This is a genomic window from Bradyrhizobium neotropicale (genome assembly GCF_001641695.1).
GTDB lineage: Bacteria > Pseudomonadota > Alphaproteobacteria > Rhizobiales > Xanthobacteraceae > Bradyrhizobium > Bradyrhizobium neotropicale.
Genome location: NZ_LSEF01000028.1, coordinates 128,798 through 141,387, shown reverse-complemented (window position 1 = coordinate 141,387; position 12,590 = coordinate 128,798). Strand labels below are relative to the sequence as shown.

The window sequence follows — 12,590 nt, the reverse complement described above, 5'->3', positions numbered from 1 at the left end:
CGAGTTTCGCTCAATCTGGCCAGATTGATTTTTGTACTGTCTTGCATAATATGAAACAGGTCAAGGATTATCTTGCGAAATGGTACAAAAATCGAAAGGGCCGCCCGCGGCCCCCGAGCAACCGAAACGCCGCGGCCGCCCGCGCGCCTACGAGCCCGATGTCGCGCTCGGCAAGGCGCTCGATCTGTTCCGCAAGCAGGGTTTTGCGGCGACCTCGCTCGACGATCTCAGCGAAGCGACTGGCATGAACCGGCCGAGCCTCTACGGTGCCTTCGGCGACAAGCGCGAGCTCTACATCAAGAGCTATCAGCGCTACCGCGAGGAGGCGCGCGCATCGATGGTCGCGATCTTTCGCGAGGAGATGCCACTGCGCCAGCGGCTGGAGCGCATCTTCGCCTCGGCGCTGAACATCTATCTCTCCGGCGACACCGGTCCGCGCGGCTGCTTCACGGTGGTGACCGCGGCTTCCGAAGCCGTCGGCGATCCCGAGATTCGCGCCATGGTGCTCGATGGGCTCACCGAGCTCGACAAGGCCTTTGCCAATTGCTTCCGCAGGGCGAAAGAGAAGGGCGAGTTACCGGAGACGGCCGATCCCGCCGTGCTGGCGCAGCTCGCCTCCGCGACCGTGCACACCATCGCCATCCGCTCCCGTGCCCGCGTGCCGCGCAAGGAGCTGGAAGCGATCGTGTCGGGCGCGATCGATGTGATGGTGGGAGCCAAACGTTAGGCCGTCGCCGGGACGACAGTGAGTGTGTGGCGCAAGCGAGCGCCTAATACCCCCTGGCCCGATCCACCACATTCTCCAGCGCGCTGCCGGCCTCGAACCGGGCGATCTGCTCGGCGACATAGGCCGAGATCGCCTCGGCGTCGGTGTCGGCCGCGTTGTGCGGAGTCAGCACCACCTTCGGATGGGTCCAGAGGCGGCTGTCCTGCGGCAGCGGCTCCTGCACGAACACGTCGAGCGAGACGGCGCCAAGGGTGCCGTCGTCGAGGCAGGAGAGAATGTCGGCCTCGTTCTGCAGGCCGCCGCGGCCGGCGTTGATCAGCACCGGCGCGCCGAGCGGGCTCTTCCGGTTGAGCTTTGTAAAGACGTCGCGATTGAGGATGCCTTGAGTGTCCGGCGTCAGCGGCAGGAGGCACACCAAAATGTCGGTCGCATTCAGGAACGCATCGATCTGCGCGGTGCCGTGAAAGCATTCGACGCCCTCGACCGCGCGCGGGCTGCGGCTCCAGCCTGCGACGCGAAAGCCGAGCCGCCTCAGCACCCCGGCCGCATCCGCACCTAACGTGCCGAGCCCCATGACGCCGACCGTGACCGCGCTCGCCGGCCACTGATATTTCGGCTCCCAGCTCTTCTCACGCTGCGACTGCCGCAAGTAAAGCTCCTGGCGATGGTGCATCAGCACGTGCAGCACGACATATTCGGTCATGCGATTGGTCAGGTCGGGCACGGCGACGCGGACCAGCGGTACGTCGGGCAAGCTGCGGTCGGCCATCAGCGCATCGACGCCGGCACCCAGATTGAAGATCGCACGCAGGTTCACAAATGCGGCGAGCTCGCCCGGTGCCGGCTTCCACACCGCGGCATAGTGCACCTCGGCCGGATCGAGCCCGGCGTCGGGCAGCAGTACCACGCGGCGGCCGCCACAGACCGCCTCGAACCGGGTCTTCCAGCGCGCCGGCAGCCAGTTCTGCTGGGTGCTGTTGATCAGGACGGCCAGTGTGCCTTTGGTCATTCCAGGTGCCTCATCGGGTTCCGCTTTTGAAGGCCCTCCTTGGCACGAACGGACGGACTTTTCTTGCAAATTATTTCCGCATCGCTGTCGGGGCAGGGCATATTGGCTCGTCTTCAAAACGAGACGAGGAAAGTGCCACCCATGCTCTATGCCATCCTTTGCTATCACGATGAGGATTTCGTCGGCTCCTGGAGCAAGGACCAGGACGATGCCGTGATGAAAAAGCTCGCCGTGGTGCAGGAGAAGCTCACCAAACAAGGCCGGCTCGGGCCGGTGGCGCGGCTGTTGCCGACCACTGCGGCCGCGACGCTGCGCAAAGAGGATCCGCCGCTGGTGCTCGACGGCCCCTATGCCGAAACCAAGGAGCAGTTGCTCGGCTTCTACATCGTCGACTGCAAGAATCTCGACGACGCGCTCGACGTCGCGCGCGAGCTCGGGGCCGCCAATCCCGGCGGCGCGTATGAGGTGCGTCCGGTCGGCGTGTTCAGACCCGGAGGGAATTTGACGTGAGCGACACCGATGCCGCCTGGATCGAGACCGCGCTGACCTCGGCGCGACCGCAGGCGGTGGGTGCGCTGCTCCGCTATTTCCGCGATCTCGATATGGCGGAGGAGGCGTTCCAGAACGCCTGCCTGCGCGCGTTGAAGACCTGGCCGCAGAACGGGCCGCCGCGCGACCCCGCCGCCTGGCTGATCATGGTCGGCCGCAACGTCGCGATCGACGAGGTGCGCCGCACTCGCAAGCAGGAGCCGCTGCCCGAGGACGATCAGGCGATCTCCGATCTCGGCGACGCCGAAGGTGAGCTTGCCGAGCGGCTCGACGGTTCGCATTATCGCGACGACATCCTGCGGCTGATGTTCATCTGCTGCCATCCGCAACTGCCGGCGACGCAGCAGATCGCGCTCGCCTTGCGCATCGTCTCCGGCCTCACCGTCAAGCAGATCGCGCGCGCCTTCCTGGTCTCGGAAGCGGCGATGGAGCAGCGCATCACCCGTGCCAAGGCCAAGATCGCCGAGGCCGGCGCGCCCTTCGAAGCGCCCGGTGCGGTCGAGCGTTCGGAGCGCCTCGCCGGCGTCGCGGCGATGATCTACCTGATCTTCAACGAGGGCTATTCGGCGAGCGGCGATACCGCCGAGATCAGGAAGCCGCTCTGCGAGGAGGCGATCCGGCTGGCGCGGCTGCTATTGCGGCTGTTCCAGAGCGAGCCGGAGATCATGGGACTTACGGCACTCATCTTGTTGCAGCATGCGCGCAGCGCCGCGCGCTTTGCCAAGGACGGTTCGCTGATCCTGTTGGAAGATCAGGATCGCTCGTTGTGGAACGGCACCATGATCGCCGAGGGCCTGGCGCTGATCGACAAGGCGATGCGTCACCATCGCAGCGGCCCCTATCAGATCCAGGCGGCGATCGCGGCGCTGCATGCGCGCGCTTCGACGCCGGAGGAGACCGACTGGACGCAGATCGACCTGCTCTATGGCGCGCTCGAGCTGGTGCAGCCTTCACCGGTGGTGACGCTCAACCGCGCGGTTGCTGTCTCGAAGGTGCGCGGGGCGCAAGCTGCGCTCGACCTGATCGAGCCGCTGGCACCCAAGCTTGCCAATTATTTCCATTTCTACGGCGTGCGCGGCGCCTTCCTGATGCAGCTCGGCCGCAACGACGAGGCCCGCGTCGCCTTCGACCGCGCCATCGCGCTCGCCAACACCTCGGCGGAAGCCGCCCACATCCGCATGCATCTCGATCGCCTGATCAGGGACAGCCGGCCGAAGGGGAACGGAAGTTCCAGGCAAGGCGCGAAGGCGAATTAGGGCAGGCTCGCCTCCACACCGTCATGGCCGGGCTTGTCCCGGCCATCCACGCTCTGCCTTTGACGCGGGGGCGGGTAGCCTGCCGAAAAAGTTCTGTTCCACGCTGTCGATCCCATCCTTCCCCGTTCGTCCTTAGCCCATAACCCACGGAGCCATTCATGCTGAAAGCTGTTGCCATTTTCGCCGTCGTGATCGCGGTCGGTCTCGCCGCCGTCCTCGCCCTCGCGCTCACTAAGCCCGACACGTTCCGCGTCGAGCGCCGTCTCGCCGTGAAGGCGCCGGCCGAGGCGATCTATCCGCTGGTTGCAGATTTCCACCGCTGGACCGGCTGGTCGCCCTATGAGGGCCGCGATCCCGCGATGAAGCGCACTTTTGGCGGAACCGCGCAGGGCAAGGGCGCGACCTATGCCTGGGACGGCAACAACAATGTCGGCGCCGGCCACATGGAGATCCTCGAGGCGGACGTGCCGTCGAAGGTCCGCATCAAGCTCGATTTCGAGCGGCCGTTCGAAGGTCACAACACCGCGGAGTTCACCTTTGTGCCGCAAGGTGATGCCACACTGGTCACATGGGCGATGTACGGTCCGGCCCCGTTCATGTCGAAGATCATGCAGGTCTTCGTCAACGTGGACAGCATGATCGGCAAGGATTTCGAGGCCGGCCTCGCCAGCCTGAAGAAGCTCACCGAGAAGTGACGCTCACTGCCCAAGGAAACCAAGAGGAGAGAAACGATGCTCAATCCCTATCTGTTCTATCAGGACACCTGCGAAGCGGCTTTCAACTTTTACGCCAAGGCGCTGGGTGGAAAGATCGAGGCGATGCTGCGCGCCTCCGAGGCGCCGGCGGACATGCCCGCCACACCCGGCCGCGAGAAGACCATCATGCACGCGCGGATGTCGCTGCCCGACGGCAGCGTGTTGATGGCCTCCGACGCGCCGCCCGAGCATGTGCAGAAGCCGCAGGGCTTTTCGATCTCGCTCACGCTGACCGATCCCGCGGAAGCCGAGCGCAAGTTCAATGCGCTCGCCGACGGCGGCACCGTCACCATGCCCTTCAGCAAGACGTTCTGGGCCAAGGGCTTTGGCATGTGCGTCGATCGCTTCGGCATCCCCTGGATGGTAAACTGCCCCGCCGAAGGGATGTGAGCGCAGATTCGATCGCGTCGATGGCGCGATGACACCAATGCCCTCTCGCGCTGTTGGCGCGAGAGGGCGCAGAAGCAGTCCTCACCGCCGCCGGGACCGCGCGCTGCTTCAGCGGATCGATCCGGTGACATCCTCTTGCGGCGCCGGTGGAACACAGCGCGGACAGATCACGAGCTTCGATCCGAGCTGCCTGTCGTTCTCGGCCTCGATCTCGTCGTGCACCGCCCACCACGCCTCGGAATACGGGCGCAGCGTGCCCAGCACTCTCTCACGTTCCTGATTCGGGTTGGTGTCGTTCTCCGCCGGAGCACGATCCGCATTGCGATGCTTTGTGACAGCCGTGCGGTTCGGGTCCCGACCGAGTCCGTCCCATGCGATCGGGCGACGCTCCGAGGCCGGTGCATTTGCGCACCCAGTGAGCGCGGCGCAAAAACTGAGCAAGATGACGATGTATCGAGTCATGCCGGACCTGTTGTGCGGTACGCACCACGCAACATCCGCGTGGCAGCCTTCGCATCGCGATTGTTAAATCAGACCTAAGGGAAACGACGTCGCCGGCACGGCCGAATATGACTCTTGCTTTCGCCTCATTGTGCAGGAGCGCGCGTGAGCTTTCGCGGAATGAAGCGGACTGCATCGCACAACAATTGGCGCAATATTAGGCTGTGAACTTCGCGTCAGAATCGATAGCCTTGTCTCATAAGATTTAAAAACTGGGGTGGACGTCACTTGAGAGGGGAGCGACCGATGGCAGCGGCGCTACAAATCAACTTTGCCCTGTGGGGGATGCTCATCTGCGCCAGCATGAAGCTGGCTCCGATGATTCAGACTCTCTTCTAGGAGAGCAGCCAGTTCACGACGGCCAAGGCTCCCTCTGCGAGCGCGTAGAGCCAGCCAAGGGTTGCGACGGCGCTCGTGATCAGCAACGCAGCAGTGACGGCCTGCTCATTCCATTTTCGTAAGTGCGATGACTGGTCTTGCGCATCGGGATGTCCGTCGGTGCTGATGCTGGTCATGAATATCTCCGCGGACATCCGTGTCGTGCGGCGTCATGTATGCCAAGCCAAGTTGGCGTTAGTGTGACGCGGTTCACACTTGTAGCGCATTTGTCCGGCGTGATGCGCGCAAATTGTGTGCGTCGGTTCCGACTAATCATCTTCCGCGGCGCGGATAGCTGATTGCGAAAAACGCTATCGACAGCGCGGATAGATTGCGGCGAGTTCGCGCCCTTTCAACAGCAGCAGTCGCGAGCTCAGTCCACCATGGCGGCTGATCCAGTTGCGCACCGGGCCTGGATAGGCCTGCAGCACGGCTTCCGACGCTTCCGGCTCGGCATAGAAACGCCCGCTCCGGTCTACCGAACGCGCGGCATGAAAGCCGAGCACCGCGCGCTTCGTAACGCAGATGCGCTCGCCCGGCACGATGCTCAGCACCAGCGTGCAGGCCGACAGGCAGGGGCCGTCGATCACCACGCGGTCGCCGCTCTCGCGCACCTTCTCGAACAGGTCGAGGAACGGTCCAACCTGTCCGCCCGGACTCTGCATGATGCGGATTTCGGCCGAGGCGGGCGCGGCCGCGAGCAGGGCGAGCGACCACATCAAGGCTTTGACAAAGACGACGCGTCGCATGCTGCTCTCCCAGAGCTCGATTCGGAGGGTGGGTTAGCCCTGCGGCTGCACAAAGCGCAGTCCGCTAGGCCTAACCCACCACTTTCATAGCCGCGGCGCCGGACGTGGTGGGTTACGCTGCGCTAACCCACCCTACAATTCTCATCCGTTGCGGCGCTGGCCGCGCAGCGTCGGCAGACCGATGCCAGCCGCATCGAAGCCGCCATCAACGGCCAAAATTTGGCCGGTGATGTAGCTTGCGCGGTCCGAGCACAGGAAGAAGATCGCTTCCGCAAGTTCCTCCTCCAGGCCGTAGCGGTTGAGCGGGATGGCGTCGTGGTAGTCGGCGCGGATCTCCGGCGTGTGCACCTGCTTGGCCATCGCGGTCTCGACCGGCCCCGGCGCCACCGCGTTGACGCGGATGTTGAGGGAGGCGAGCTCGACCGCGAGCTGCTTCGTCAAATGCGCGAGCCCGGCCTTGCTGGTGCCGTAGGCCGAGCGCAGCGTCGAGGCGCGCACGGCCGAGATGGAGGTGATGTTGACGATGGCGCCGCCGCTCGCCTCGCGCATCATGGGCACCGCCGCCTTGGTGCAAAGGAAGGGCCCGGTGAGGTTGACCTCGAGCACACGGCTCCAGTCGGCATCAGACGTCTCCATCAGCGGCGCGAACACCGCGATCCCGGCATTGTTGACGAGCGCATCGAGACGGCCAAGGCGCTGCTCGATGGTCTTCATTGCCGCACCGACCGCAATCGCGTCGGAGACGTCGCAAGTCAGCGCCAGTGTGGTTTCGCCCTGACCGATCTCGGCCACCGCGCGGCCGAGCAATTCGCCCTCGATGTCGAGCAGCGCCACGCGCCAGCCCTCGGCGAGGAACTTCTTGGCGGCCGCAAGCCCGATGCCGCGTGCGGCTCCGGTGACGAGGGCGACTTTTTGCGGGGCCTGCGGCATCTCTTGATCTGTCCTGTGTCCGAAAGGTTGGTCGCGCGCGAGCGCCTGGCCCCTTTTACTTCGCTTTCGAGCGGCCGAGAAAGGTCTCACCGATCGATCCCGGTGCGGCGCCGATGGAGGAATGGCGGCCGGGCATGACAACGTGCCCTTGGAACCGCGCCGTGTCGGCACGACGGTGCTTGCTTCGTCTTCCATTGAAGCCAACGGGGAGATGTGACCATGCCTGACGACCGCGAGCGCCTGATTCGAAACCTGTTCGCCGCCTATCTTGCCAATGACCGGCAACTGGTCAGCGACGCGCTGGCCGATGACTTCCGCTTCACCAGCCCCTTCGACGACGACCTCGACAAGGAGGCCTATTTCGAACGTTGCTGGCGCGATACCGGCTGGATCGCCCGCCACGACATCGAGCGCATCTTCGTCGCCGGGGATGAGGCCTTCGTGACCTATCACTGTCTGGCAACAGATGGCAGGAGCTTTCGCAACACTGAGTTCTTCGCCTTCGCCAGTGACAAGGTCCACCGCATCGACGTTTATTTCGGCGCGGCTCGCCAGGATGGTCGGTTCCTCCCGCAGCCGCGCTGATGGCGCGCCATGACCTCCGAAATAATTCTCGTTCCCGTGTCGGTTCTGTACAACGGCGTTCGTCTTACAGGGGAGCGCGGGTCAAGCCGGTCCGCCCCCAAAGAACGTCACGGAGCAGGTCGATGCGTTTCATGGTGATCGTCAAGGCAAATCAGGACACCGAGGCCGGCAAGATGCCGACCACAGAGATGCTGGCCGCCATGGGCAAATTCAACGAGGAGATGGCCAAGGCCGGCGTGATCGAGGCCGGCGAGGGCCTGCATCCGACGGTGAAGGGCGCTCGTATCCGATATTCGCCCGCCGACGCCAGCGTCACCCGCGGCCCGTTCAATCTGTCGCGGGACCTGATCGCCGGCTTCTGGATGATCAAGACCTCTTCGCTCGACGAGGCGATCGCGTGGATGAAGCGCGCGCCGTTCGAGCCCGGTTCCGAGATCGAGATCCGCCAGGTGTTCTCGGTCGAGGATTTTGGCGAAGCCTTCACGCCCGAGCTGCGCGAGCAGGATGACCGCACCCGCGCCCACGCGGCGAAGAAATAGCCTCACCGTCATTCCGGGGCGATGGGAAGCATCGAGCCCGGAATCCATCGGGCCGCGATGACTGCGGATGATGGATTCCGGGCCTGCGCCTCACGGCGCATCCCGGAATGACACGGAAGACATTCGCGTGTTCACGACAAAAAGAGAGCCCTCATGCGATTCATGATGCTGATGATCCCCCTCGGCTACGAGACCGCACCGCCGGACGTGCAGCTCGATCCGGAACGCGTCGCCGCGATGATGCGCTACAACGAGGCGTTGAAGGACGCGGGCGTTCTGATCACGCTCGACGGCCTGCATCCGCCGTCGAAGGGCGCGCGCGTGTCGTTTGGCACCGGCGAGCCGATCGTGACCGACGGCCCCTTCACTGAGGCCAAGGAAGTTCTCGGCGGTTACTGGATGATCGAGGTTGCCTCGCGCGAGGAAGCGATCGCCTGGGCCAAAAAGTGCCCGGCCTCGCCGAACGAGGTCATCGAGATCCGCCAGGTGCAGGAGATGAGCGATTTCCCGCCCGAAGTGCAGGAAGCCGCCGCCGGCTTTGACGACCTGAAGAAGTAGCAGCAGTCGCGTTCGATCAATCATCACCAAGGGAGAAGCAACGATGAGCACCGACACCTATCTCGCCGTTTTCCTCGGCAGCAAGACGAGCCCGAAATGGGCCGCATGGAATGCGATGTCCGAGGCCGAGCGCAAGGCGAAAGAGCAGGAAGGTATGGCGGCCTGGAAAGCCTGGGCCGAGAGGCACCAGGGCGCGATCCAGGCGATGGGCGGCCCGCTCGGCAAGACCAAGAGGGTCGACGGGAAGGGCGTTGCCGACATCGCCAATGAGATGGGCGCCTTCACCGTGGTCCGCGCCGCCTCCCATGAAGCCGCGGCGAAGATGTTCGAAAACCACCCGCACTTCGCGATCTTCCCTGGCGAGCGCGTCGAGATCATGCCGGTCCTGCCGATCCCGGGCGGTTAGTCGATCCCCGGACACCCACACGTCATTCCGGGGCAGCGCGCAGCGCTGAACCCGGAATCCAGAAGTCGTGGCGCGAGATTCCGGTTCGGCCCTCCGGGCCGCCCCGGAATGACTGCCGTGACCGTGGAAGTACGGGTTAATCACACCCCGTTCCCGCTAGTGACCTTCGCGCGCGGCTCATGTAAAAGCCGTTCACATGAGCTGGCGCAAGGAGCAGGGCCGCGCTGAGCGCGGCTATCACCACGGCAATCTGAAGGAAGCCTTGTTGCAGGCGGCGCTCGGGCTGATCGCCGAGAAGGGCGCGGCCGGCTTCACGTTCGCCGATGCCGCGCGCATGGCCGGGGTCAGCGCGGCCGCCCCGTATCGGCATTTTCGCGACCGCGACGAGCTGTTGTCCTCGATCGCGCAGCGCGGCTTCGAGCAGTTCGAGGCGCGCCTGACCGCGTCCTGGGACGACGGACGGCCCGACACGATCACCGCGTTCGAGCGCGTCGGAAAGGCCTATCTCGCCTTTGCCCGCGAAGAGCCCGCCTTCTATGCCGCGATGTTTGAATCCGGTCTGCCCACCGATGCCAATCCGGCGTTGATGGCTGCGGGCGAACGCGCGTTCGGCGTCATCCGTGCCGCCGCCGAGCGCCTCGCGGCGCTGACGCCGCCCGGCACGCCGCGCCCGCCGGCGATGATGATGGCGCTGCACATCTGGTCGATGTCGCATGGCGTGGCCTCGCTGTTCTCGCGCGGCGATGGCGCGCGTCGCAAGCTGCCGATGTCGCCCGACGAACTGCTCGAAGCCGAGGTGCTGATCTATCTGCGCGGTCTCGGATTCCCGACCGACCGCCGTCCCGCTGCGAAAGGTGCCGAGCCGCCGCCCGTGCCACCGGAGGCTTCCTCCGGTTCTGGCGTGCCTCCCGGCGGTACTCCAGGTGGTCCTTGGGGCAAGCCGAAATAAAGTTGCGCAAATAAATCGGCGCGCCTGTCAGGCGGCCGGCTTGACAAAAATGCGGGATGGTCTAGCTATGTAAATGTTATTTACATTCACAACGGCTTTGATGCCGTGATGGAGATGGGAAATGGCCTACACCGCTGATGTCAATCGATGGCGCGGCCCTTCGGAACAACCGTACGAACGCCCCCACATGCTCGACACGCCCTGGCATCCCGGCTGGATTGCCGTGACCATCCTCGGCTTCATCATCTGGTGGCCGATCGGCCTTGCCCTTCTCTTTTTCACACTCGGGAGCAGAAGAATGTCGTGCTGGAGTCACCAGGATCGCTGGCAGAACAAGATGGAGCGGATGCAGTACAAGATGGATCGCATGCGCGATCGCATGGAGCGCCGCGGCTTCGGCTTCGGTTTCGGCCCGCCGTCATCCGGCAACCGCGCCTTCGACGAGTACCGCGCCGAGACCCTGCAGCGGCTCGAGGAAGAGCAGCGCGAGTTCAAGGACTTCCTGACCCGTCTGCGTCACGCCAAGGACAAGGAAGAGTTCGACCAGTTCATGGCGCAGCACAAGACCCGTCCGACGCCGCCGCCGAGCGACCAGCCGCCGCAGGGCTGATCCTGAACGCCGAGCCTCTCAAAGCCTTCAGGCGCATGCCCCCAAAGTCCTGATGGCCCCGAGCCGCCCGCCTGCGCATCCCGTAGGCGGGCGGTTTGGTTTTTGCGGGGGAGCAGAACCAACCGCCGACGATCCGACACTAAGACTTGCGCGCGCCGTCTCGCCGGGTCCGCGCAGCTTCACGTCTGGGTCACGCGCGTCATGGACCTCTATACCCGCCTGCTGCTCGGCGTAACCGCGTTCGCGGTGCTGGGCTACATCAGCTTCGTCTATGGCAGCTGCTCGACCGATCCCGCCTGCCATTTTCGCCTCTGCGCCGGCGGCCGCTCGTTCTGCGGAGTGGTCTACGGGAACGGGCAGGACAGCTGGGCGCCATAGAACCCGATCCGTGCGGGGACCGACCAAGTCCTGACAACGCATTCCGCGTTGCCGCCGGGTACCACCATGACCGACGCCGAACGCAAGCAGATCAGTGAGCGCATCGCGCTGCTCGAGCGCGCCTCGGCGCTGTTCTGGCGGTTCGGGGGCTGGTTGCCGATGGCGATCGCGTTCCTCAATGGATGGCCGAACGAAGTCCAGCTCTATCCGTGGCAGGTCGGCGAGTCCTGGAGGCTCTTTCTCAGCCTTTTCGTCTACCAGTTCGCTGGGCTCGCACTCGATCGCGCGATCTCGTTTGCGAAAGCGAGCCTCGATTCATGATCCTGCTTCGCGACTTCGCGCTCTACGTCCTGCCGGTGCTCATTGCACTCGGCGGTTGGCTCCACGCGTTCAGCCTGCGCAAGCAGGCCCGGCGGAGTTGCGCGCACAGCTCCCGCGCGCAGATCGCGCTGACGCCAAGGCGGGCGATGGAACGAACATTGACCGTCAGGCGCAACAAAATGGCGCACAATCTTGACGAGCTGAACTCCTCTGTGGCCACTCGCGACAGCGAGACTTCTGCTCTCCAATGAATGCCCGTTTGCGAATGTCCCAGCTCAAGCACCTCTCGCTCGACACCGCGATGCTGCCCGAGCGCGACCGCCTTGCCGTTTGGCGGGAGGTCTATGGTCGCCTGTTGTTCAACATCGAGGGCGCCGTGGCAAGCCGCGCTATCTCGCGCGCGCGGCCTCGCGGGCTGCGATCTCCTCGGCCGTGCCTGTCGCCGCGCCGGGGCCCGCATGCACATGGACCTCCTTCGCAATGATCGGCTCGCCGCATTCGGAGCAGACCATGACCGGGTCGAACATCTTGCCGCAGTTCTTGTGCTCGTGGAGCAGGGGGCGGCCGCGCTCATCCACCATGTGGGTGTCGCCCCAATGCACGATCGCCATCACCACCGGATAGAGATCGAGTCCCTTCTGGGTGAGGATGTACTCGTGCCGCGTCGGGTTCACCTGATAGGGCGCGCGCCTGAGTACGCCGAAACTGACGAGCTTCTTCAGGCGGTCGGCGAGGATGTGCCTGGTGACGCCGAGCCGTGACTGAAACTCCTCGAACCGGCGCACGCGCAGGAAGCAGTCGCGCAGGATCAACAGACTCCAGCGATCGCCGATCACGGCCACCGTCCTGGCAACCGAGCACTGTTCCTGCTCAAGCGAATCCCACCGCATCCGTCCGATCCTCGAAACAGCTGAATTTCCAATGCGTTCTTCGCACCGACAATATAAAATTCCAAAATGGAATGAAAGTCCTCAACCATCACGATCTGTGCTGACGTAAG

General features: G+C 64.3%; 20 protein-coding genes. 14 read left to right on the top strand and 6 right to left on the bottom strand.

Annotation, left to right across the window (positions count from 1 at the left end):
* The first annotated feature begins 79 nt into the window (after window positions 1–79).
* Window positions 80–727, top strand: a complete 648-nt coding sequence (locus AXW67_RS06555; RefSeq protein ID WP_063677198.1) for a TetR/AcrR family transcriptional regulator — start codon at window positions 80–82, stop codon at window positions 725–727.
* 43 nt (window positions 728–770) lie between these two features.
* On the opposite strand, the gene AXW67_RS06550 is transcribed toward AXW67_RS06555, so the two are convergent.
* The gene (locus AXW67_RS06550) at window positions 771–1,736 is read right to left on the bottom strand and encodes a 2-hydroxyacid dehydrogenase (protein WP_063677197.1); all 966 of its coding nucleotides are present in this window, start codon (window positions 1,734–1,736) and stop codon (window positions 771–773) included.
* A gap of 141 nt (window positions 1,737–1,877) precedes the next feature.
* On the opposite strand from AXW67_RS06550, the gene AXW67_RS06545 reads away from it, so the two are divergent.
* The 4 genes from AXW67_RS06545 (at window position 1,878) to AXW67_RS06530 (ending at window position 4,686) form a co-directional block, all read left to right on the top strand.
* The gene (locus tag AXW67_RS06545; protein ID WP_027553187.1) at window positions 1,878–2,246 is read left to right on the top strand and encodes a YciI family protein; all 369 of its coding nucleotides are present in this window, start codon (window positions 1,878–1,880) and stop codon (window positions 2,244–2,246) included.
* On the top strand, window positions 2,243–3,541 hold the full coding sequence (locus AXW67_RS06540) for an RNA polymerase sigma factor (protein ID WP_063677196.1): 1,299 nt from the start codon (window positions 2,243–2,245) through the stop codon (window positions 3,539–3,541). The genes AXW67_RS06545 and AXW67_RS06540 overlap by 4 nt, the downstream gene beginning before the upstream one ends.
* Window positions 3,542–3,699: 158 nt before the next feature.
* Window positions 3,700–4,236, top strand: a complete 537-nt coding sequence (locus AXW67_RS06535; RefSeq protein ID WP_063677195.1) for an SRPBCC family protein — start codon at window positions 3,700–3,702, stop codon at window positions 4,234–4,236.
* A gap of 36 nt (window positions 4,237–4,272) precedes the next feature.
* Window positions 4,273–4,686 carry a VOC family protein gene (locus AXW67_RS06530; RefSeq protein WP_063677194.1) on the top strand — a complete coding sequence of 138 codons (414 nt, stop codon included), beginning with the start codon at window positions 4,273–4,275 and terminating at the stop codon, window positions 4,684–4,686.
* A gap of 108 nt (window positions 4,687–4,794) precedes the next feature.
* Here AXW67_RS06530 and AXW67_RS06525 read toward each other — a convergent pair whose 3' ends face one another.
* The 4 genes from AXW67_RS06525 to AXW67_RS06510 form a co-directional block, all read right to left on the bottom strand.
* Window positions 4,795–5,148: a hypothetical protein gene (locus tag AXW67_RS06525; RefSeq protein ID WP_063677193.1), complete on the bottom strand. Its 354-nt coding sequence runs from the start codon at window positions 5,146–5,148 to the stop codon at window positions 4,795–4,797.
* Window positions 5,149–5,522: 374 nt separating this feature from the next.
* Window positions 5,523–5,702: a hypothetical protein gene (locus tag AXW67_RS06520; RefSeq protein WP_145927443.1), complete on the bottom strand. Its 180-nt coding sequence runs from the start codon at window positions 5,700–5,702 to the stop codon at window positions 5,523–5,525.
* 174 nt (window positions 5,703–5,876) lie between these two features.
* Window positions 5,877–6,314: a hypothetical protein gene (locus AXW67_RS06515; protein WP_027553193.1), complete on the bottom strand. Its 438-nt coding sequence runs from the start codon at window positions 6,312–6,314 to the stop codon at window positions 5,877–5,879.
* 141 nt (window positions 6,315–6,455) lie between these two features.
* On the bottom strand, window positions 6,456–7,244 hold the full coding sequence (locus tag AXW67_RS06510; protein ID WP_027553194.1) for an SDR family NAD(P)-dependent oxidoreductase: 789 nt from the start codon (window positions 7,242–7,244) through the stop codon (window positions 6,456–6,458).
* A gap of 219 nt (window positions 7,245–7,463) precedes the next feature.
* Between AXW67_RS06510 and AXW67_RS06505 the strand changes: the two genes are divergently transcribed.
* The 9 genes from AXW67_RS06505 (at window position 7,464) to AXW67_RS06470 (ending at window position 11,841) form a co-directional block, all read left to right on the top strand.
* Window positions 7,464–7,829: a nuclear transport factor 2 family protein gene (locus AXW67_RS06505; protein WP_063677191.1), complete on the top strand. Its 366-nt coding sequence runs from the start codon at window positions 7,464–7,466 to the stop codon at window positions 7,827–7,829.
* A gap of 122 nt (window positions 7,830–7,951) precedes the next feature.
* Window positions 7,952–8,368 (top strand): YciI family protein, encoded by a 417-nt coding sequence (locus tag AXW67_RS06500; protein WP_063677190.1) that lies wholly within the window; start codon window positions 7,952–7,954, stop codon window positions 8,366–8,368.
* Window positions 8,369–8,521: 153 nt separating this feature from the next.
* Complete coding sequence (locus AXW67_RS06495; protein ID WP_063677189.1) at window positions 8,522–8,926, top strand: YciI family protein; 405 nt, start codon at window positions 8,522–8,524, stop codon at window positions 8,924–8,926.
* Between the two features lie 43 nt (window positions 8,927–8,969).
* Entirely contained in the window at window positions 8,970–9,332 is a 363-nt protein-coding gene (locus tag AXW67_RS06490) for a YciI family protein (RefSeq protein ID WP_063677188.1), read from the top strand.
* Window positions 9,333–9,528: 196 nt separating this feature from the next.
* The gene (locus AXW67_RS06485; protein ID WP_063677187.1) at window positions 9,529–10,281 is read left to right on the top strand and encodes a TetR/AcrR family transcriptional regulator; all 753 of its coding nucleotides are present in this window, start codon (window positions 9,529–9,531) and stop codon (window positions 10,279–10,281) included.
* A gap of 121 nt (window positions 10,282–10,402) precedes the next feature.
* On the top strand, window positions 10,403–10,891 hold the full coding sequence (locus tag AXW67_RS06480) for a DUF2852 domain-containing protein (protein WP_027553200.1): 489 nt from the start codon (window positions 10,403–10,405) through the stop codon (window positions 10,889–10,891).
* Window positions 10,892–11,092: 201 nt separating this feature from the next.
* Complete coding sequence (locus AXW67_RS43075) at window positions 11,093–11,269, top strand: hypothetical protein (protein ID WP_201723643.1); 177 nt, start codon at window positions 11,093–11,095, stop codon at window positions 11,267–11,269.
* A gap of 66 nt (window positions 11,270–11,335) precedes the next feature.
* Complete coding sequence (locus tag AXW67_RS06475; protein WP_063677186.1) at window positions 11,336–11,590, top strand: hypothetical protein; 255 nt, start codon at window positions 11,336–11,338, stop codon at window positions 11,588–11,590.
* Window positions 11,587–11,841 carry a hypothetical protein gene (locus AXW67_RS06470; RefSeq protein ID WP_063677185.1) on the top strand — a complete coding sequence of 85 codons (255 nt, stop codon included), beginning with the start codon at window positions 11,587–11,589 and terminating at the stop codon, window positions 11,839–11,841. The genes AXW67_RS06475 and AXW67_RS06470 overlap by 4 nt, the downstream gene beginning before the upstream one ends.
* A 138-nt stretch (window positions 11,842–11,979) precedes the next feature.
* On the opposite strand, the gene AXW67_RS06465 is transcribed toward AXW67_RS06470, so the two are convergent.
* Window positions 11,980–12,480: a winged helix-turn-helix transcriptional regulator gene (locus AXW67_RS06465; protein WP_063677184.1), complete on the bottom strand. Its 501-nt coding sequence runs from the start codon at window positions 12,478–12,480 to the stop codon at window positions 11,980–11,982.
* Between the last annotated feature and the right edge of the window lie 110 nt (window positions 12,481–12,590).